20 protein-coding genes are annotated in these 18,109 nt (G+C 68.3%); 12 read left to right on the top strand and 8 right to left on the bottom strand.

Annotated features, from left to right (window positions below; all coding sequences use genetic code 11):
- The first annotated feature begins 1 nt into the window (after nt 1).
- The 4 genes from modB (at nt 2) to DKG75_RS18900 (ending at nt 3,549) form a co-directional block, all read left to right on the top strand.
- Nucleotides 2–691: a molybdate ABC transporter permease subunit gene (gene modB, locus DKG75_RS18885; protein ID WP_109922716.1), complete on the top strand. Its 690-nt coding sequence runs from the start codon at nt 2–4 to the stop codon at nt 689–691.
- The gene (gene modC / locus DKG75_RS18890) at nt 688–1,755 is read left to right on the top strand and encodes a molybdenum ABC transporter ATP-binding protein (RefSeq protein ID WP_109922717.1); all 1,068 of its coding nucleotides are present in this window, start codon (nt 688–690) and stop codon (nt 1,753–1,755) included. The genes modB and modC overlap by 4 nt, the downstream gene beginning before the upstream one ends.
- A gap of 85 nt (nt 1,756–1,840) precedes the next feature.
- Entirely contained in the window at nt 1,841–2,278 is a 438-nt protein-coding gene (locus tag DKG75_RS18895) for an OsmC family protein (RefSeq protein WP_166646271.1), read from the top strand.
- A complete protein-coding gene (locus DKG75_RS18900) occupies nt 2,275–3,549 on the top strand; it encodes a DUF3422 family protein (RefSeq protein WP_109922719.1) in 1,275 nt (424 codons plus the stop codon). Before DKG75_RS18895 ends, DKG75_RS18900 begins: the two co-directional genes overlap by 4 nt.
- Before the next feature lie 6 nt (nt 3,550–3,555).
- Here the strand turns inward: DKG75_RS18900 and DKG75_RS18905 are convergent, their stop codons facing one another.
- Together DKG75_RS18905 and DKG75_RS18910 are read right to left on the bottom strand one after the other, a co-directional pair.
- The gene (locus DKG75_RS18905) at nt 3,556–4,011 is read right to left on the bottom strand and encodes a PaaI family thioesterase (protein WP_109922720.1); all 456 of its coding nucleotides are present in this window, start codon (nt 4,009–4,011) and stop codon (nt 3,556–3,558) included.
- Complete coding sequence (locus DKG75_RS18910) at nt 4,008–4,403, bottom strand: PaaI family thioesterase (RefSeq protein WP_109922721.1); 396 nt, start codon at nt 4,401–4,403, stop codon at nt 4,008–4,010. Before DKG75_RS18910 ends, DKG75_RS18905 begins: the two co-directional genes overlap by 4 nt.
- 249 nt (nt 4,404–4,652) lie before the next feature.
- Here DKG75_RS18910 and DKG75_RS18915 point away from each other — a divergent pair, with 249 nt between their 5' ends.
- The 3 genes from DKG75_RS18915 to DKG75_RS18925 all read left to right on the top strand — a co-directional run bounded on the left by DKG75_RS18915 (nt 4,653) and on the right by DKG75_RS18925 (nt 7,429).
- Nucleotides 4,653–5,828, top strand: a complete 1,176-nt coding sequence (locus DKG75_RS18915) for an acetyl-CoA C-acyltransferase (protein WP_109922722.1) — start codon at nt 4,653–4,655, stop codon at nt 5,826–5,828.
- Nucleotides 5,829–5,895: 67 nt separating this feature from the next.
- Nucleotides 5,896–6,723 (top strand): SDR family NAD(P)-dependent oxidoreductase, encoded by an 828-nt coding sequence (locus DKG75_RS18920; RefSeq protein WP_109922723.1) that lies wholly within the window; start codon nt 5,896–5,898, stop codon nt 6,721–6,723.
- Between the two features lie 13 nt (nt 6,724–6,736).
- The gene (locus tag DKG75_RS18925; protein WP_109922724.1) at nt 6,737–7,429 is read left to right on the top strand and encodes a lysoplasmalogenase; all 693 of its coding nucleotides are present in this window, start codon (nt 6,737–6,739) and stop codon (nt 7,427–7,429) included.
- Here DKG75_RS18925 and DKG75_RS18930 read toward each other — a convergent pair.
- Together DKG75_RS18930 and DKG75_RS18935 are read right to left on the bottom strand one after the other, a co-directional pair.
- Entirely contained in the window at nt 7,404–7,886 is a 483-nt protein-coding gene (locus DKG75_RS18930; protein ID WP_109922725.1) for a hypothetical protein, read from the bottom strand. The two genes, DKG75_RS18925 and DKG75_RS18930, sit on opposite strands and share 26 nt — an antisense overlap.
- A gap of 91 nt (nt 7,887–7,977) precedes the next feature.
- Nucleotides 7,978–10,032 (bottom strand): DUF4139 domain-containing protein, encoded by a 2,055-nt coding sequence (locus tag DKG75_RS18935; RefSeq protein WP_109922726.1) that lies wholly within the window; start codon nt 10,030–10,032, stop codon nt 7,978–7,980.
- Nucleotides 10,033–10,149: 117 nt separating this feature from the next.
- Here DKG75_RS18935 and DKG75_RS18940 point away from each other — a divergent pair, with 117 nt between their 5' ends.
- The 3 genes from DKG75_RS18940 (at nt 10,150) to DKG75_RS18950 (ending at nt 11,779) form a co-directional block, all read left to right on the top strand.
- A complete protein-coding gene (locus DKG75_RS18940) occupies nt 10,150–10,680 on the top strand; it encodes an opioid growth factor receptor-related protein (protein WP_166646272.1) in 531 nt (176 codons plus the stop codon).
- A gap of 74 nt (nt 10,681–10,754) precedes the next feature.
- Nucleotides 10,755–11,054 (top strand): hypothetical protein, encoded by a 300-nt coding sequence (locus DKG75_RS18945; RefSeq protein WP_133636708.1) that lies wholly within the window; start codon nt 10,755–10,757, stop codon nt 11,052–11,054.
- Between the two features lie 17 nt (nt 11,055–11,071).
- The gene (locus DKG75_RS18950) at nt 11,072–11,779 is read left to right on the top strand and encodes a helix-turn-helix transcriptional regulator (RefSeq protein WP_133636710.1); all 708 of its coding nucleotides are present in this window, start codon (nt 11,072–11,074) and stop codon (nt 11,777–11,779) included.
- 24 nt (nt 11,780–11,803) lie between these two features.
- On the opposite strand, the gene DKG75_RS18955 is transcribed toward DKG75_RS18950, so the two are convergent.
- Entirely contained in the window at nt 11,804–12,424 is a 621-nt protein-coding gene (locus DKG75_RS18955; protein ID WP_109922730.1) for an acyl-homoserine-lactone synthase, read from the bottom strand.
- A gap of 162 nt (nt 12,425–12,586) precedes the next feature.
- Nucleotides 12,587–13,000: a helix-turn-helix domain-containing protein gene (locus tag DKG75_RS18960; protein WP_133636712.1), complete on the bottom strand. Its 414-nt coding sequence runs from the start codon at nt 12,998–13,000 to the stop codon at nt 12,587–12,589.
- A 314-nt stretch (nt 13,001–13,314) separates the two neighbouring features.
- Between DKG75_RS18960 and DKG75_RS18965 the strand changes: the two genes are divergently transcribed.
- Both DKG75_RS18965 and DKG75_RS18970 read left to right on the top strand, forming a co-directional pair.
- Nucleotides 13,315–14,694, top strand: coding sequence for a DUF1329 domain-containing protein (locus tag DKG75_RS18965; RefSeq protein ID WP_166646273.1), 1,380 nt, complete (start codon nt 13,315–13,317; stop codon nt 14,692–14,694).
- A 16-nt stretch (nt 14,695–14,710) separates the two neighbouring features.
- On the top strand, nt 14,711–16,957 hold the full coding sequence (locus DKG75_RS18970; protein ID WP_166646274.1) for a DUF1302 domain-containing protein: 2,247 nt from the start codon (nt 14,711–14,713) through the stop codon (nt 16,955–16,957).
- Here DKG75_RS18970 and DKG75_RS18975 read toward each other — a convergent pair.
- Both DKG75_RS18975 and DKG75_RS18980 read right to left on the bottom strand, forming a co-directional pair.
- A complete protein-coding gene (locus tag DKG75_RS18975) occupies nt 16,948–17,574 on the bottom strand; it encodes a TetR/AcrR family transcriptional regulator (protein ID WP_166646275.1) in 627 nt (208 codons plus the stop codon). The two genes, DKG75_RS18970 and DKG75_RS18975, sit on opposite strands and share 10 nt — an antisense overlap.
- Nucleotides 17,575–17,716: 142 nt before the next feature.
- Nucleotides 17,717–18,013 (bottom strand): hypothetical protein, encoded by a 297-nt coding sequence (locus DKG75_RS18980; protein WP_109922735.1) that lies wholly within the window; start codon nt 18,011–18,013, stop codon nt 17,717–17,719.
- Nucleotides 18,014–18,109 lie beyond the last annotated feature (96 nt).

Raw genomic sequence — 18,109 nt, forward strand, 5'->3', positions numbered from 1 at the left:
GATGTTCGACCTGAGCCCGGAAGAGACGACGGCGATCCTGCTTTCGTTCAAAGTCTCCTTCTGGGCGGTGGCGGCCAGCCTGCCGGTCGCCGTCATCACGGCCTATGTCCTGTCGCGCGGCCGGTTCCGGGGCATCGCCGTGCTCGATGCCCTGGTCTACCTGCCGCTGACCCTGCCGCCGGTGGTGACCGGCTTCATCCTGCTGGTGCTGTTCGGGCGGCGGGGGCCGATCGGCGCCTTCCTGGCGGAACATTTCGGCATCGTCATCGCCTTCCGCTGGACCGGGGCGGCGCTGGCGGCGGCGGTCATGGGCTTTCCCCTGCTGGTGCGCGCCATCCGCCTGTCGTTCGATGCGGTCGACACCCGGCTGGAGGCGGCGGCGGCAACCCTCGGCGCCTCGCCCGCCTGGGTGTTCCTGACCGTGACCCTGCCCATGATCCTGCCGGGCATCCTGGCCGGGCTCATTCTCGCCTTCGCCCGGGCCATGGGTGAATTCGGCGCCACCATCACCTTCGTCTCCAATATCCCGGGCGAGACCCAGACCCTGCCGACCGCGATCTACACCCTGGTGCAGGTGCCGGGGGCGGATGCCGCCGCGTTCCGCCTCGTCGGGATTTCGGTCGCCATTTCGATGGCGGCGCTGATCGTCTCGGAATGGCTGGCCCGGCGGATCGGGAAGCGCATCGAATGAGCCTCGACCTCGATCTGCTGCACCGTGCCGGCGATTTCACCCTCGAGGTCGCGTTCCGCGCCGAGGGCCGGGTGACCAGCCTGTTCGGCCCCTCGGGCGCCGGCAAGTCGACGGTGGTCAATGCCATCGCCGGATTGCTGCGCCCGGCCCGGGGGCGGATCGCCGTCGACGGCACGGTCCTGCTCGATACCGAACGGCGGATCGACGTCCGGCCGCACCGGCGGCGCATCGGCTATGTCTTTCAGGAAGGCCGGCTGTTCCCCCATATGACCGTGCGGCAGAACCTGCTCTACGGCCGCTTCTTCGCCCCGCGCGGCGCCCCGGCCCTGGCCCTCGACACGGTGGTCGGGCTGCTCGGCATCGCGCCGCTGCTCCAGCGGCGGCCGCGGCTGCTGTCGGGCGGGGAGAAGCAGCGGGTCGCCATCGGCCGCGCCCTGCTCTCGGCGCCGCGGCTGCTGCTGATGGACGAGCCCCTGTCGGCGCTGGACGACGGCCGCCGCCACGAAGTCCTGCCCTTCCTGCACCGGCTGGCCGAGGAAGCCCTGGTGCCCATCGTCCATGTCAGCCACCGGCTGGACGAAGTGGTGGAACTGGCCAGCCATCTCGTCGTCCTCGACGGCGGGCAGGTGCGGGCGGCGGGCGCGGTCGAGGATCTGATGGGCCGGGTCGACGTGCCCGTGCTGGCCGCCCGCCAGGACGCCGGCGCGGTGATGGGCTTCACCGTGCTTGGCCATGACGACGACGACGGCACCAGCCTGCTGGAAGGCCCGATCGGACACCTGACCGTGCCGCGCCTCGATGCCGCCGTCGGCAGCCGGCGCCGGCTCTGGCTGCATGCGCGGGACGTGCTGATCGCGACCGAGGTGCCGAAGGGGCTGAGCGCCCGCAATATCCTGCCGGCCCGGGTCGCGGCGCTTGCCGAGGGGCCGGGCGGCATCGACGTCCAGCTGGCCTGCGGCCGGGGGCAGCTGATCGCCCGCCTGACCCGGGGCGCGGTCGCCGACCTCGGCCTCTACCCGGGCCTTGCGGTGCAGGCGATCGTCAAGAGCCGGGCGTTCGGCTAAAGGGTCGCATCTCATCCCTCTCGCCAATAGGCGCGGGCGCGGCAAAATGCCAAGGATCGGCACAGGCCGACCACCGGGGGGACGGATGAGCGAGCAGCAACGCCATGAAGTGACGGTCCGTGAAAGCGGCAACGGCCGGTTCGGCCAGGTGGTCACCGTCGGCCGCCATGTCTTCGGCGCGGACGAGCACGAGGCCATGGGCGGCCTCGATACCGGGCCCGATCCCTTCGAACTGGTGATGGCCGGCCTCGGCGCCTGCACCACCATGACCATCCGTATGTATGCGGCGCGGAAGAACTGGCCGCTCGACGATGTCTCGGTGGTCGTCCGGCAGATGAAGGTGGTGACGGCCGAGGGCAAGCCGCTGCGCGACCGTTTCATCCGCCGGATCACGCTCAGCGGTGCCCTCGACGCCGGCCAGCGCGCCCGCCTGATCGAGATCGCCGACCATTGCCCGGTCAGCAAGCTGCTGACCGCCGGCGCCGAGGTCACGGCCGTCGATGCCGAAGGGACCGGGGCATGAGCGCCGCCCTCGGCGCCGTGCACCCCCTGCGCCAGCGCCTGGCCGACGAACTGCACGCAAGGCCCACGCAGCCGGTGGCGGCGCCGGCCCGCGTCCTTCATGTCGCGCGCCTGTCCGGGGTCGATCCGGCGGCGGATGCCGGCTATCTGACCGGCCTGTGCGAACGCCTGGGGCTGGAGCCGCCGCGCGCCGGCCAGCGCCAGTTCCGCTTTACCGTCGATGGCGTCACGGTGAAGTGGGAACGCTATACCGAATGCTGCGGCTGGACCGTGGTCATGCCCGGCCTCGAGGGCGAGGGCGTGCCCGACACGGTGCGCAGCCTGATCGCCGCGGCGCCCGGGCAGAATATCGCCGTCGTCGAGATCGACGTCCATCCCGGCACCACGGCGGCGGAGGCGGCGGCGCTGGGCTATTTCGATCCGGGGACCCTGGTCGCCTCCAACCTCGGCAACGGCCGGGCCGAGATCTGGTCGGACTTCCGCCTGGGGCCGGACGGCGAGGTGCGCCTCGTCCTCGGCGTCCGCGACGACCTGACGCCGCGCACCATCGGCAATGTGGTGCAGCGCTTCCTCGATATCGAGACCTATCGCATGCTGGCCCTGCTGGCCCTGCCTTTGGCGCAGCGGGGCGGCCAGCGCGCCACGGCGCTGGACCGCCGGCTGGCCGAACTGAGCGCCGCCTTCGTGCCCGGGCGGGGCGAGGGGGCGGATGATGCCGCCCTGCTGGCCGACCTCGGCGCCATCGCGGCGGAGGTCGAGAATCTGGTCGCCGAAAGCGCCTGGCGCTTCAGCGCCGCCGCCGCCTATCACGCCCTGGTCGAGGACCGCCTGGCCGAGAACAGGGAAACCCCGATCGGCGGCTTCGAGACCGTCGGCTATTTCATGAACCGGCGCCTGACCCCGGCCATGCGCACCTGCCAGTCCGCCGCCGCCCGCCAGGACAGCCTGTCGGAACGCGTCGCCCGCTCCAGCCAGATCCTGCGCGCCCGGGTCGAGATCGCGCTCCAGGCCCAGAACCAGTCCCTGCTGCGCTCGATGGAGCAGCGCGCGGGCCTTCAACTGCGCTTGCAGGAAACGGTCGAGGGCCTGTCGGTCGTCGTCATCAGCTATTACCTGATCGGGCTGGTGTCCTATTTCTTCAAGGGGCTGGAGGAAATCGTGCCCGGCCTGCCCCATGGCACCATCGTGGTCACCCTGGTGCTGCCCCTGGTGCTCGGCGCGGTCTATCTCGGCATGCGGCGGATGAAGCGGCGCCTGCACCGGCCCCACTGACGGGGTTCAGGCGCCCAGCACCTTCCACACCGAATTGGCGGTGGCGACCAGCCGCGTGCCGATGGTGATCTCGCCCCGGACGAAGAGGACGGAGCGGGCCTTCCGCGTCACGGTCGGGCGGCAGATCAGCAGGTCGCCCGGCCGCGCCGGCGAGAGGAATTCCGAGGTCAGGGTCAGGGTGACCGCCGGGCTGCGCTCGACCGCGTCCCAGGCGGCGGAGCCGAGGGAGGCATCGAAAAAGGTCATGATCGCGCCGCCATGGACGATGCCCAACCCATTGGCATGGCGCAATTCCGGGCGGAAAGCGAAGATGCGGCGGCCGTCCTCGGTCCGGTCGTAGAAGGCGAAGGTGATGGTGCCGCCCTCGCTGCCCGGGCCGCGCTCGCCGAAGACATCCTTCTCGAACGGGTCGTGGGTGACGATGGGGGCCCACCCCTCGGGGATTTCGCTGTCCGCGCTCATGCCCCCAGCACCTTCCAGATGCCGTTCGCCTGCAGGACGACATGGCCCCGGACGGTCAATTGCCCGCGGACGAAGACGAGGGATTTGGTGATGCGGGTGATCGTCGCCTCGCCCTCGACCTGGTCGCCGGGCTTGGCGGCGGTGGCGAAATCGCAGTTCAGGGTGATGGTCGAACAGGGCTTGTAGCCGATCGCCTCCCACACCACGGTGCCGAGCACATGGTCGGCGAAGCTCATCAGCATGCCGCCGTGGCACACCCCGCCCGGATTGAGATGCTGGTCGCCCACGGTGAAGGAAAAGACCCAGTGCGAGCCGTCGGGCTTTTCCGTGCGCACCGGACCGATGAGGCCGAGGAAGCCGGGAAAGGCGGCGGCGGGTTGGGGAACGGCCATGAACACCTCGGCTGATAGATGACAGGTTGTTCATTTTTCTTAATCACGAGCGCCGGCCTTTGGGAATAGGCAATTTTGCATTGCCGCATGAGCCGGGCGGGCGGTCCGAAAGCAACGAAGATTGCGCGTGCGCTGCAATAATATTGCGGTTCACGTTGTAAAAAACATGTTTCGGACGAATTTGGAGCGCGCTATCAAGGCCCCGCGCATCCAGAGACCCGCAAAGGTCCAGACCCCGCGAGGAGAGCCATGAGAGAAGCCGTCATCGTTTCGACCGCCCGCACCCCGATCGCCAAGGCGTTCCGCGGTGCCTTCAACAACACCCATGGCGCGACCCTGGGCGGCCATGCCATCCAGCACGCGGTGGCCCGCGCCGGGATCGACGGGGCCGAGATCGACGACGTCTACCTCGGCGTCGGCCTGCCGGAAGGCGCGGCCGGCCACAATGTCGCCCGCAACGCCGCGATCCGCGCCGGCCTGCCGGTCACCGTCTCGGGCGCCACGCTGAACCGTTTCTGTTCGTCGGGCCTGAACGCCATCGCGCTGGCCGCGCAGCAGATCATGACCGGCAATGCCGATGTCATGGTGGGCGGCGGGCTTGAGTCCATCTCGCTGGTGCAGAACAACCTCAACGTCAACCATTTCACCGAGGAATGGCTGATGGAGCACAAGCCGTCGCTGTGGATGCCGATGCTCGATACCGCCGATCTGGTGGGCGAGCGTTACAATGTCCCGCGCGACATCCAGGACGAATACGCCCTGTCCAGCCAGCAGCGCACCGCCGCCGCCCAGGCCGCCGGCGCCTTCGATGCCGAGATCGTGCCGCTGAAGACCGTCATGAAGGTGATGGACAAGGCGACCGGCCAGATTTCCGACGTCGAGACCGAACTGAAGAAGGACGAGGGCAACCGCCCGGAAACCACCCTCGAAGGCTTGCAGAAGCTGCAGCCGGTGAAGGGCGGCGTGGTCACCGCCGGCAATGCCAGCCAGCTCTCGGACGGTGCCTCGGCCGCGGTGCTGATGGACGCCAAGCTGGCCGAGAAGAAGGGCCTGAACCCGCTCGGCGTGTTCCGCGGCTTTGCCGTCGCCGGCTGCGAGCCGGACGAGATGGGCATCGGCCCGGTCTTCGCCGTGCCGAAGCTGCTGGCCCGTCACGGCCTGAAGGTCGACGATATCGACCTTTGGGAACTGAACGAAGCCTTCGCCGTCCAGGTCGTCTATTGCCGCGACCGGCTGGGCATCCCCGCGGACAAGCTGAACGTCTCTGGCGGCGCGATCTCGATCGGCCACCCCTATGGCATGTCGGGGGCGCGCATGACCGGCCACCTGCTGATCGAAGGCAAGCGCCGCGGCGCCAAATACGGTGTCGTCACCATGTGCGTCGGCGGCGGCATGGGCGCGGCGGGCCTGTTCGAGATCCTCTGATCTGCTATTGAAGGGGGCGGCGCGGCCGGGGGCCGGCGCCGCCCTTTTTGTGTCTACGGGGGAAAGCATGGCCAAAGCGGAAGGGGCGGGGCGCACGGCCCTGGTCACCGGGGCATCGGCGGGCCTGGGCGTGGCTTTCGCCCGCGCGCTGGCCGCCCGGGGCTTCGACCTGGTGCTGACCGCGCGGCGCGAGGACCGGCTGGCGGCCCTGGCGGAGGTATTGCGCCGGGACCATGGCATCGCGGTCGCCGTGATCGCGGCCGATCTGGCGGATCCGGCGGCGCCGGACGCCCTGGTCCGGGCGCTCGCGGAGCGGGGCCTGGCGATCGATGTCCTGGTCAATAATGCCGGCTACGGCATTGCCGAAACCTATGCCCGCACGCCCTGGGAGGCGCAGCGCGACTTTCTCCAGGTCCTGGTCACCGCGGTCGCGGAACTGACCCACCGCCTGCTGCCCGGCATGCTGGAACGCGGCTATGGCCGGATCGTCAACGTCGCCTCGCTGGCCGCCTTCGCGCCCGCGGTGCCGGGGGCGACCCTTTATGCCGCGGCCAAGGCCTTCGTGCTGCGCTTTTCCGAGTTCCTGGCAGCCGAGGTGGAGGGGCGGGGCGTCCATGTCCTCGCTACCTGCCCGGGGTTCACCCGCACCGAATTCCACGCCGCCGCCGACATGACCCAGGCGACCGACACCATCCCCGGCTGGCAATGGCAGGCGGCGGAGGCGGTGGCCGAGGAAGCGGTCGCGGCGGTCATGGCCGGGCGGGGGCCGGTGCTGGTCAACGGCACGGTGAACCGGTTTGCCGCCGGCCTGCTGAAATATCTGCCCGGCGGCCTCGTCCGCCGGATCGCCGCCCGCCATCCCCTGGCCAAGCGGGCCCGGGCCGACGCCCGCTGAAAATGAGGATCACATGCTGACCGTTCCCCTGCTCGGGCCGAAGGGCGATGGGCTCGATACCATCCGCTATGCCCTGTTCGTGATTTCCCTCGTGACCTCGGTGATCTATCTCGGCCGGACCGGGGGCGCGTGGTATCCCCTGATGCCCTGGCTGAAGGCGGTGCCGGTCGGGGCGCTGGCCCTGCTGGTGGCGATTTCCATTCCGGGGGCGCCGTTCCTCGGCGTGCTGCTGGTGCTGGCCCTGGCGCTGTCGACCGCGGGGGACGTCTTCCTCGCCCTGAAGGACGAGAAGCGCTGGTTCGTCTTCGGCCTCGGCGCCTTCCTGCTGGCCCATCTCGCCTTCATCGCCATCTTCGCCTATGTCCTCAGCCATTTCGGCGCGCGGCTGGATGCGGCCCGGCTGGTCGCGGTGGTGATCGCGGCGATCCTCGCCCTGGCCCTGTTCGCCCGCCTGCGCGGCGGGCTCGGCGAGATGGCGGTGCCGGTCGCCGTCTATATGGCGGTGATCGTGATCATGGTCGCCGGCGCCCTGACCGTGCCGGCCTCGACGCCGTGGATCGCCCTCGGCGCCGTGCTGTTCATGATCTCGGACGCGATGATCGCGATTTCCCGCTTCGGGGCACCCTTTCAGGCGGTGCATCACCTGATCTGGGCGACCTATTACCTTGCCCAGTATTTCCTCATGGTGGGGATTCTGCGGGGCTGAGGCCGAGCGCCGCCGCCCGCCGGAAGGCGGCCAGGGACAGGGCGGCGGAGGCGAGGGCAAGCGCGCCGTAGACCACGGCCAGGATCCGGGCGCCGCCGTTCTGCCGGGCGAGGCGGACCTCGTCCGGCCGGTCGGGCCGGTAATAGACGAGGGCGGTCGGCCGGTTGCCGGCATGGGCGGTGCTGCCGACCTCGCGCAGGAGCGACAATTGGTCCTCGCCGATGAGGTCGATGGTATCGGCGGTCACCGCCTCCCGCCCCGGGGGCAGCAGGCGGACGCGCAGGCGATAGCGGGGCGGCGCGGCGATGACGTCGAGAATCTCGGCCGTGGCGGCGGGCCAGTCCGGTTCCTGCCACAGGCTGCGGGCGTGGCGAAAGCCGGTCGCCGTCGCCCAGGCCGCGGCAATGCCGAAGAGGGCGCAGACGGTCAGGCGGGTGAGGCGGCGGCCACGGGACATGGCAGCATGATCCACGGCCGAGCGCACCGCCGCAATCGGGGAAACCCCCGGACCTCGCAGGTCCGGGGGGCACTTGGGAACAATCGCCCGATCAGAGGGCGGCGATGAAATCCGCCAGCTTGCGGGCGGCGGTATCGGCCTTGTCGCGGGCGTCGGCGATCTTTTCCTGCAAGTCCTCGATCGCGGTTTCCTGCTCGTCGAGCTTCTTCAGGTAACGGCGGTAAAGGTCGCTGTCGCGCGGCACGCTGTCGAGATTGGCGCGCAGCCGGCCCTGTTCCTGACCCAATTCGTCGAGCTTGCGGGCCAGGTTGGCGGCGGCCTGGGCGAGGTCGGCCTGTTCGCGCTTCAGGCTGGCGATGCGGGTGAAGGCTTCCCGCGTCTTGGCGTCGACCGCCTGGGCCGAGCCGTAATAGGCGATCTGGCCGTCGCCGAGACTGCCGACCGAGAGTGTGTTGGCCAGCACGCGCTGGGCCACCACCTTGATCTCGACCGTCTTGCCCGCGGCCAATTTCACCGGCACCCGCCAGTAGCGCTCGGTCTCCTCGATGCCGGATTTGGGCTCGACCAGGCTATAGCCTTCGAGCTTGGGCAATTCGAGGATCAGGTTGCGCCCTTCCCGCGCGGGGGCGCTGATCTTGTAGGTCTGGATGCGCTGGTCGAGGGTCGAAAAGCGGAACACGCCGCGCTCGATGGTGCCGGAGCGCAGCGTCGATTCGCTGGTCTCCGCCCGGTCCAGCCGCACCTTCTGGTCGAGGGCGTAGGAGATCATCCGCTCCTCGCCGGTGGGCAGCACCGGCAGGCGGGCGTCGCCGGTATAGCCGACGCCGCCCGGCCCCTGTTCGTACAGGGTCAGGATGCCCGGGGGCAGGCCGGTCTCGCCGTCGTTGCGCAATTCGATGCTGGCCAGCGGGTGGCGCTGGTGTACGCCCGGCTGATAGAGTGCCAGGCGCGCCGCCGGCACGTCGCGATCGATGATCGGCACCGACAGCGAGCGGCCGGAGGCGACCGAGACCGGCTGCGCCAGCTTGAACACCACCTGGGTCTGGGCTTCGGTCGAAGCGACGTCGGCCGAGCCGCCGGCGAGTTTCGCCGCCTCGTAGTCGGCGGTGATCGGGGCGGCGGCCAGTGCCGGGGCCGGGGCGGGCAGGGGCGGGGCGGCACCGACCGCGCCGCCGGCATAGGCGCGGGAGCGGTCGCGGCTGTCGTCCATCGCCGCTTCGGCGGCGATATAGGTGCTGGCGCCGGTATCGAGATTGGGCAGGATGCGGCCCACCACCTCGACCGGCACTTCCTGGCGATCGACGTAATAGGAGGCATAGAGCGCCTGGCGGAAGGTGACCGGGCTGCCCGAGACCAGGGTCAGTTCGACATCCTTCCAGTCCTGGCCGCTCATGTTCTCGATCACGGCCCAGCCTTGCAGCCGGGCCTTGGCCGCATCCGGATCGGCCGGCAGCGACAGGCGGTAGGAAGTCTTCCACAGGGGCGCGCCGACGACATAGGCGACGCGCACCGTGCGCTCGCCGGTGCCGCGGCTGGTGATGGTCAGGCTGCGGCGGTCGCGGGCATGGGATGCGGCCAGGATGGTCAGGGCCTTGTCGACCTGGGCCTGAAGCGCGGGATCGGCGAATTTCACCGCCTGGGCATCTTCGAGCACCAGTTGCTGCAAGCCTTCGCCGGTCATCAGGGTCAGGCGGTGGCGGGTGATGGTGCCGGCCTCGCCGGGCAGGACCTGGGTTTCCGGCTCGACCTTGAGCAGGCGGCCGGTGAGGGTGCGGGCGCCGGTCGCCACCACTTCGCTGCCCTGGAGGGCATTCAGCAGGGCGACCGGGCTTTCCAGCGCCTCGGGGCCGAAGGGCAGGTCGCGGAACAATTGCGCCGACGGTTCGAGCCCGGGCAGTTCGACCCCGCCGACACCGCCCTTGTCGTCGAAGACGACCAGGCTTTTCAGCACGTCGTCGACCTGGTCGAGGGGGACGTCCAAGGTCAGGGTCGAATTGCCATCGACCTTGGCCTCATATTCGAAATAGCCGACGCCGCCGGTCGACAGCATGACCCGGTCGAGGGCCAGTTCCGCTGCCAGCGCGGCTTGCGCGGCCGTAAGGCCGAAGGCCAGGGCGGCAAGGCCGATCCCGATGCGAGGCGTCATCTTCCCGTTTCCCCCAATTGACGATGGCCCGAATTTGGCCTTGAAACCATGGTCGGAATAAGACGTGACGATGGCCGCAGGGCGGCCGGCGCGCAACCTGTCAGGGGGGACAAAATTGTGACGGCGCTCATTGATTTTCTCGCCGGGACCGGCGCCGATCATGCCGGCCGCCGCATCGACGAGATCCGCAGCCAGTCCGAAGGCTGGCTGGAAGCCCGCCACGACTTCATCCAATGGCTGTTCCCCCTGCCCGAGCCGAGCGGCGCCAATCCCTTTGCCCCCCTGCTGAGCGCGGCGGAGGCGGGGGCGATCGCCGCCTCCGCCGCGCTGGCCGACTCGCTGCTGCGCTCGGTCGATACCATGATGCGGCTATACGGCATCCGCCGCGACGGGGCGGCCTTCAGCCGGGGACCGGGCTTTCCCGGCCCCTTCGACGACTGGCTGGGGCCGATCGACCACAATCACCTGCGCCTGACCCGGATCCTGCGCTGCCTCGCCCTGTGCGGGCAGCCGGCGGCGGCGGCGGGGTTGCGCCAGTTGCTCTACGATATCGCGGCGGCCGAGGCGCTGGGGGCCTGGGGGCCGGCCCTGCGCTATTGGCGGGATGCCGGCGCCCGCCCCGTGGGCTGGGACGAGAAGACTGTTTGATTGGCCGATGGGTGGTGCCATAGTGGATAAAGCAACCTTCAGTGGATTTCGCGATGGCGAGCGGGAGTGTCCAGGTGCCCGACGACGGGGTTAATGCGTTGGTCCTCGACCGGTTTCGCGACATGGCGCGGGCCGTGGCCTCGGCTTGCGGCGACAGCGCCCTGCGCTGCCTGCTCGAGGAAGAGTGGCGCCAGGCGACGGAGCGCGGGCCCAACCGGCGCCCGCTGCCGCTGGGCGACCTCGAGGCCATGCTGATCTTCCTGGTCGAACGCATTCGCCGCGATTATGGCGTCGACGCCCTCAACCAGCTGCTGGAAGATGCGCGCACTCTTGGCGAATTGAGAGAAGCAGTGGACAATCATCACGGGCATTGAGTCATTGGGGCTTGCGCGTGGATGATTTGCTGACAATGGCCGAGCGGATCGAGATGGTGTCGACCCTGTCCGACGCGTTCGATCTGATCGAAGGTTTCGCCCGGTTGCATGGCTTCGACCATGCCGCCTGCATGGAATTGCCGCGCGGCACCGAGGTGCCGGACAATGCGCTGATGATCGTGCGCATGCCGGAAGCCTGGGTCGAACATTATATCGCCAGCGATTTCGCCCTGGTCGATCCGGTGTTCGTGCGCGCGGCCCTGGACATGCGCCCCTTCACCTGGGCGGAGGCGGCGCGCGGCGCCCGTCCGGAGGCCCGCCGCGTCATGCAGGAGGCATCGGCCTTCCGCCTGAACACCGGCCTGACCATCCCGCTTCACGGGCCGAACGGCTATCGCGCCGAAGTGACCTTCGCCGGCGAGCGGGTGACGGACGACCTGCGGGTCTTCCGGCAATTGCGCTTCCTGGCGACGACCCTGCACGACCGCGCCCTCACCATCCTCGGCCGCGGCCCGGGCGAGGGCGGCCCGGGCCTGACCCCGCGCGAGCGGGACTGCCTGCATTGGGTCGCCGCCGGCAAGTCGGATTGGGCGATCAGCCAGATCCTGGGCATCAGCGAGACCACGGTGCATTGGCATGTCGAGCGCGCCAAACGGAAGTTCGGCGCCTCGACCCGGATGCAGGCGATCGTCACCGCGATCCGGCTGGGCCTGCTGACGCCCTGACCTGGTTCAGGTCCTGACTTGCTTTCAGGCCGCGGCGGCGAAGCGGAACGACAGCACCGTATCCGGCACGCGGCGCTGGCGCCGGACGGTGGCCAGCGCATGGCCGTCGATCGGCATGGTCACGGCGACCACGCCGCCGCCCGCGAGCTGGACCTCGGGGCCGAGGACGTTCAGGTGCCAGTCGGCCGCGCGGGCCATGTCGACCATGCGCCGCTCCATCACCGCGGTGATGAAATCGAGGTCGCGCAGCATGGCGAATTCGATCATGGCGCAGGTGAGCGAGCCCCAGACGGTGCCGTGCGGATCGTTGCGGCGGGCCGCCCGCGAAATGCAGGACCGGCTGCTTTCATAGATGGCCGGGCCGCGCGGCACCGGGCCGTCGCAGAGTTCGGGGAAAATATCGCAAAGCACGTGCGGTTCGCTGGTCGGGATCAGGCGCATCGAGCCCTGGATCGTCCCCGCGTCGTCCCGGCAGACCAGATAGACCGTGCGGGGACCGTCGAACTGATCCCGTTCCATGCCGTCGCGGGCCATGGGCAGGTCCCAGCCCATCTCCTCGACGAAGACCTGATGGCGCAGCCTGAACATGGTGTCCAGGGCCGCTTGGTGATGCATCCGGTTCCAGGGACCAATGACGTCGATCATGAGCCGTCTCCAAGTTGTGATGGCTCATTGAACAATTGTTAGATGTTTTAAATCGCCTGACTGATCAGAGGGGGAGACTTCGATTTCGGATGGTGTCTTTATGTTGTATTTCGCGCCCTGACCTCGCCGGCCGGTCGGCGGTGGCCAGCCGCCCGTAGCCTTTCAGCTGTTCAGGCGGCGTCCCGGGCCATAGCCGGCGATGGCTTCGACCAGGTCGGCGACGGCATGGCGGGTGGCGGTGGACGGCACACCGCCGAAGGCCGCGACGATGCGGCTGGCCAGCCCGGACAATTGGTTGGCGTCCTCGATGCTGTTGGCCGCGGCGCCCAGGGTCAGGGCGAATTCCGCCAGCCGCTCCAGGACCTTGGGGTCGATGGCGGCGAGCACGGCGGCCAGTTCGCCGAGGTCCGGCAAGGGTCCGAGACCATTCTCGATCATTTCGATCCGCTGCAGCGGCAGGCCCGAACGCTCGGCCAGCATGCCCGGGGAGAGGCCGCGCACGCAGCGCAGGCCCCGCAGCCAAAGCCCGGCATCACGCCCCAGGGAACCTGGTTGAAAGCTGCTTTCAATGCCCACGATCCCCTCGTCCGTGCTGAACCCCGAGACAGCGAGGCTCGCCCTTGGGCGGGTTTTGCGGCACCCCTCTGATCAGAGGGGGTGACAGGGGGCGGCGCCCGAGTATTTGCGAGTAGATGCCGTTCCAGTTCTATTTTCACCCGCAGCGAAGCCCGGATTTCCGGGCGTTGAGTGCCAAAGTCCCGCCCGCCGGGAACACGAATTCACAACCCGGCCGCGCTTCTTCACCCTGAAGGCAGAAAAACCGGCGGAAATCCGCCTGGCGGCGGCAGGCCGTCCCCGGGGACAACCGGGATGCGATGGGGGGAATGCGCATGAAGATGGCAGCGGTGGCGGCCGTTCTGGCGATGCTTGCGGCGAGCGGGGCGAGCAGCGCGTCGGCCAGGGTGACGGCGGGCGAGGCGGCCCGGCTGGACAAGGACCTGACCCCCATGGGGGCGGTCCGGGCGGGCAATGCGGACGGCTCGATCCCGGTCTGGGACGGCGGCCTGCGCGTGCCGCCCCCGGGCTTCAAGCCGGGCATGCATTACCCGACGCCCTTTCCCGACGACAAGGTGCTGTTCACCATCACCGGCAAGACCGTCGAGCAATACAAGGACAGGCTGACCGCGGGCCACCAGGCGCTGCTCCGGCTCTATCCGACCTATTCGCTGCCGGTCTATGCGACGCGGCGCAGCTGCGCCCTGCCGGAACGGCTCTATGAAGCCAACCGCCGCAATGCCGTCTCGGCGACCATGACCGAGGACGACAATGGGCTGAACGACGCCCTGCTGGGCAATCCGTTCCCGATTCCCCAATCCGGGGTCGAGGCGATCTGGAACCACCGGCTGCGCTATCGCGGCTTCAAGGTGAAGCGCTATTTCGCGGCGGCCCTGGTCGCCCGCGACGGCTCCTACGAACTCGTCCGCGGCCACGACCAGGGCATCGCCCATTACAACGGCCCGGGCATCAACACGATCGGCGACGTCACCGATATCGGCCAGCTGAAGAATATCGGCATCTCCTACCTGAACTTCATCACCTTTCCGCCGAAATCGGCGGGGACGATCGTCCTGGTGCTGGACACGATCAACGCCAAGGAACTGCCGCGCCAGGCCTGGGTCTATAATCCGGGCACCCGGCGCCTGCTGCGCGCCCCCGACATCGCCTATGACAATCCAGCGCCCCAGACCGACGGCTTGGCGCCGGCCGATACGTTCGACATGTACAACGGCGCGACCGACCGCTACGTCTTCAAGCTGGAGGGCAAGCGCGAAATCTACATGGGTTACAATGCCTATGAGATCGGCAACCCGAAATATCAGTACAAGGATATTCTCACCCCCCAGCACACCCGCCAGGACCTGCTGCGTTACGAACTGCACCGGGCCTTCGTCGTCGATGCAGTGCTGAAGGAAGGGGCGCGCCACATCTATGGCCGCCGCACCTTCTATCTCGACGAAGACAGCTGGAACATCGTCTCGGTCGATGCCTATGACACGCGGAAGCAATTGTGGCGCGTGCAGGACGGGCCGCTGGTCAATGCCTATGACGTGCCGCTGTGCTCGTCGGTGATCGAAATCGCCCACGACCTGCAATCCGGCAAATACCTGACCTTCGGCATGAAGAACCAGGAAAAGCCGGTGGAGTTCGACGCCAAGCTCGACGGTTCGATGTTCACGCCGGATGCGGTGCGCCGCATGGGTTCGCAGTGACGGGGAGGGCGCCACGATGCCGCCGTTTTCCCGCCGCCCCGGCCTTCTGGTCGCGGCCTCGGCCCTGCTCGCCGCCTCCTCGGCGCTCGCCTACGACTTCGAGATCGGCGACGAGGTCACGGGCAGCGTCATCACCACGCTGTCGATCGGCGCGCAGATGCGGATCGCCGATCGCGATCCCCGCAACGTCGGCTATTACAACGGCGGGCGTTACACCCCGGCCGATGCCGACGACGGCAACCTGAATTTCGACAAATACGACCTGGTCACCCAGATCACGGCCGTCCGCTCCGAGGCGCGGCTGCGCTGGCGCGATTATTTCGCCACCGTCAGCGGCGAAGCCTTCGTCGATGCCGTCGCCCTGAACAACGACCTTGCCCCGAACGGCCCGGAAGGGCGGCCCTGGCGCGGGCGCTATTCGCCCTCGGCGCGGGATGCGGCGGCCTGGGACGCGCGCTTCCGGGAATATTACGTCGGCGGCAATTTCACCCTGTTCGACAATAATCTCCAGGTGAAGCTGGGCAGCCAGATCCTGAACTGGGGCGAGGCGCTGTTCACCCTGAACGGCATTTCGGTGATCAATCCGCTCGAGGTCAGCAAGATCCTGACCCCGGGGACGGAACTGAAGGACGCCCTGATCCCGGTGCCCATGGTGAAACTGTCCTATGAGATCGCGGACGGGCCGTCGATCGAAGCCTTCTACCAGTTCGACTTCGAGCCGATCCGCCTGCCGGTCTGCGGCAGTTTCCTCAGCTTCAACGACAATCTCTGCGAAGGCGCCAAGGCGACCTCGGTGTTCACCGATGCCGGCGACCGCCGGTCCTATACGGTCGGGCGCGACAATGCCGCCGACTACGACAACCCGGCGCCGCCCTATGGCACCGGCCCGCAGGCACTCTCGGTCAGCGTGCCCCTGCACCGCGAGGACGATCCGGCGGGCGGCGACTGGGGCGTTTCGCTGCGCTATTTCGTGCCGGAACTGAACAATACCGAGTTCCAGGCCTTCTATGTGAACTACCGCAGCCGGCTGCCCTCGATCTATTTCAAGGCGCCGGAACACTATGCGGACGGGACGGGGGAGGTGGCGCTGATGACGGCGGCGCCGGGCCTGCTCGGGACTGCGCTTGGCGCCCTCGGGCCCGAGGCGCAGGCGGCGCTGGCGGCCGGCCTCGCGCAGCTGGCGCCGGGGCTGAACCTGACCGGCAATCTTCTGTCCGACCTGCTCGATCCGGCACTCGCGCCCGTGCTCGGCGGCCTGATCTCGCCGCCGCTCGGCACTTTGCCGCGCTCGGTGGTGTTCGAGAATTTGGATAATTCGGGTTTCTATCAATATTACCCGGACGATCTCCAGATGCTGGGGCTCGCCTTCAGCACCACCGACAATTGGACCGGCATCGCCATCAACGGCGAGATTTCCTACAAGCACAATGTCCCGATCCTCGGCTCCGCCCCCGCCTTCTTCGCCGCGGCGATCAACCAGGCGGGCGGCATTCCGATCGACCAGGGCACGGCAGGGGCGCGGCTGCCGCTGGGCCCGCCGACCATCGCCGGCACGGCGCTGCCCCTCGGCCCCCTCTACATCAATAATTTCGGCATCGCGCCGATTTCCGACGGGCCGAACGGCCTCGTCTTCGACGACCAATATAGTCCCGGCCGCATCATCCGCGCCGACAAGCGCCACGATGTCTGGCAGGCGGCGCTGCGCCTGACCAAGATCTTCGGCGGCACCGATTTCCTGACCCGGGTGACGGGGGCGAATTCGATCATCGCGCTGGTTGAATTCGGCGGGCTCTTCGTCGATCTCGACGAGAACTACCCCTATGCCGCCTATGGCCAGAACGGCTTTTCCGGCTTCTACAGCCGCGCGCTCGAACTGCCCGGGGGCTTTGCCCAGGTCTCGCCGCCCGAGCCGGTGCTGGCCCTGGGCGACCCGTTCTGGGAGACCGGCAGATTGCCCACCCAATGGTCGGGCGGCATCCAGGGCCTGTTCCTGTTCGACTATCCGGACCTGATCGAGGGGGTGAAACTGACGCCCTCCGTCGCCTTCTCGACCGGGCTGGTGGGGATCACGCCGGCGCCGCTGCCGGGCTTCACCAAGGGGATGACGTCGCTGCTCTTCGGCCTGCGCGCCGATTTCTCGCAAAGTTTCGCGGTGACGCTGAACTACTTCAAATCCTTCGGCGCGGGCGGCGGCTCGAACGGTTCGCGCAATCCCTTCATCGACCGGGATTTCCTCGGCATCGCCGCCACCTATCAGTTCTGAGGCCGGGCGGTGGCGGCGGTTTCATTGCCCAGCATGATGCGGGCGATGAAATCGGAAATCGTCAGTTCGACGTCGCGCCGGTCGAGATGCTTCGGGCAATGCAGCACCGCATCGATGATCGAGGCGCGGGACATCACCATCAGGACATAGGAAGCCGCCTCCGGCCGGGGGAAGTTCAGCCGGTCGCGGACCGAGGCATGGGTCTGCGCCGCGATCAGCACCAATTGCTGGGGCAGCATGGCCACCGCCGGGATCTGCGTCGCGAAGGGGATGACTTCGAGGATCAGCTTCACCTTCACCCGGTGCCGGTCGATCACCTCGAACAGGGCGGAGACCATGGCCAGCGCCGCTTCGCGCACTTCGAGCTGGGTCGAGGCGGCGAGGCGTGCCGTCACTTCCTCGACCATGGCCTCGACCCAGCCGGTGACGACCCGGGCGACGATCGCCTCCTTGTTCGGAAAATACTGGTAGAGCGAGCCGATGCCGACACCCGCCCGCTCCGCGATCCGGTTGGTGGTCACGCTGTCGTAGGGCAGGCTCGACAGAAGCTCGGCCGCCGCAGTGACCATGGCCTCGACCGTCACCTGGGCGCGGCGCTGGCTCGGCCGCTTCTTCATGGCAATATCGATACCCCGGCCCATCGCGCTCCCCCGCTCTTGTCGTTATATATGAGCATTATAGGCATGATGCTCGCTTTTGGCCGATGGGCAAGGAAAATGGTGCCGGCCGGATGCGGGTCCGGCGGGCGAGGGCGGCCGCTCAGGCGCCGGGCGGCGGTAGCCGCCGCCTGAGCGCCTTGCGGATGCGGCGCCACTTGGCCTGCTCGAACCCCAGGCTCCGATGCCAGGCGGCGTGTTCCTCCATGGCGGCCCAGGCTTCCGGGGCGTCGGGATGGTCGCGCAGCACCGCATCGGCCAGCGCCTCGATCTCCGCGCGGGAGACGAGGCGCGGCAGGATCACCCCCTCGACCACGGCCCAGCCGAGGCCGGCCGCGATGGGCGAAAGCGCCGCCGCGACCGCCAGCCATTTCAGCGCCGGCAGGGGGCAATCCAGCATAATTCGCAACTACCGGACGATTTGTATGATAATCGCATTTATATTGCGAATTATGGCGTGATCGCAATGTTGTTTCCTTCTGTTGCCGTGTCCCGC

This window comes from Zavarzinia compransoris (assembly GCF_003173055.1).
GTDB classification, from domain to species: Bacteria; Pseudomonadota; Alphaproteobacteria; order Zavarziniales; family Zavarziniaceae; genus Zavarzinia; species Zavarzinia compransoris.

What these genes read in the sequence shown, in the direction of transcription:
- modB (WP_109922716.1), top strand. Translation starts at nt 2, where the DNA reads ATGTTCGACCTGAGCCCGGAAGAGACGACGGCGATCCTGCTTTCGTTC.
- modC (WP_109922717.1), top strand. Translation starts at nt 688, where the DNA reads ATGAGCCTCGACCTCGATCTGCTGCACCGTGCCGGCGATTTCACCCTC.
- DKG75_RS18895 (WP_166646271.1), top strand. Translation starts at nt 1,841, where the DNA reads ATGAGCGAGCAGCAACGCCATGAAGTGACGGTCCGTGAAAGCGGCAAC.
- DKG75_RS18900 (WP_109922719.1), top strand. Translation starts at nt 2,275, where the DNA reads ATGAGCGCCGCCCTCGGCGCCGTGCACCCCCTGCGCCAGCGCCTGGCC.
- DKG75_RS18905 (WP_109922720.1), bottom strand. Translation starts at nt 4,011, where the DNA reads ATGAGCGCGGACAGCGAAATCCCCGAGGGGTGGGCCCCCATCGTCACC.
- DKG75_RS18910 (WP_109922721.1), bottom strand. Translation starts at nt 4,403, where the DNA reads ATGGCCGTTCCCCAACCCGCCGCCGCCTTTCCCGGCTTCCTCGGCCTC.
- DKG75_RS18915 (WP_109922722.1), top strand. Translation starts at nt 4,653, where the DNA reads ATGAGAGAAGCCGTCATCGTTTCGACCGCCCGCACCCCGATCGCCAAG.
- DKG75_RS18920 (WP_109922723.1), top strand. Translation starts at nt 5,896, where the DNA reads ATGGCCAAAGCGGAAGGGGCGGGGCGCACGGCCCTGGTCACCGGGGCA.
- DKG75_RS18925 (WP_109922724.1), top strand. Translation starts at nt 6,737, where the DNA reads ATGCTGACCGTTCCCCTGCTCGGGCCGAAGGGCGATGGGCTCGATACC.
- DKG75_RS18930 (WP_109922725.1), bottom strand. Translation starts at nt 7,886, where the DNA reads ATGTCCCGTGGCCGCCGCCTCACCCGCCTGACCGTCTGCGCCCTCTTC.
- DKG75_RS18935 (WP_109922726.1), bottom strand. Translation starts at nt 10,032, where the DNA reads ATGACGCCTCGCATCGGGATCGGCCTTGCCGCCCTGGCCTTCGGCCTT.
- DKG75_RS18955 (WP_109922730.1), bottom strand. Translation starts at nt 12,424, where the DNA reads ATGATCGACGTCATTGGTCCCTGGAACCGGATGCATCACCAAGCGGCC.
- DKG75_RS18965 (WP_166646273.1), top strand. Translation starts at nt 13,315, where the DNA reads ATGAAGATGGCAGCGGTGGCGGCCGTTCTGGCGATGCTTGCGGCGAGC.
- DKG75_RS18970 (WP_166646274.1), top strand. Translation starts at nt 14,711, where the DNA reads ATGCCGCCGTTTTCCCGCCGCCCCGGCCTTCTGGTCGCGGCCTCGGCC.
- DKG75_RS18975 (WP_166646275.1), bottom strand. Translation starts at nt 17,574, where the DNA reads ATGAAGAAGCGGCCGAGCCAGCGCCGCGCCCAGGTGACGGTCGAGGCC.
- DKG75_RS18980 (WP_109922735.1), bottom strand. Translation starts at nt 18,013, where the DNA reads ATGCTGGATTGCCCCCTGCCGGCGCTGAAATGGCTGGCGGTCGCGGCG.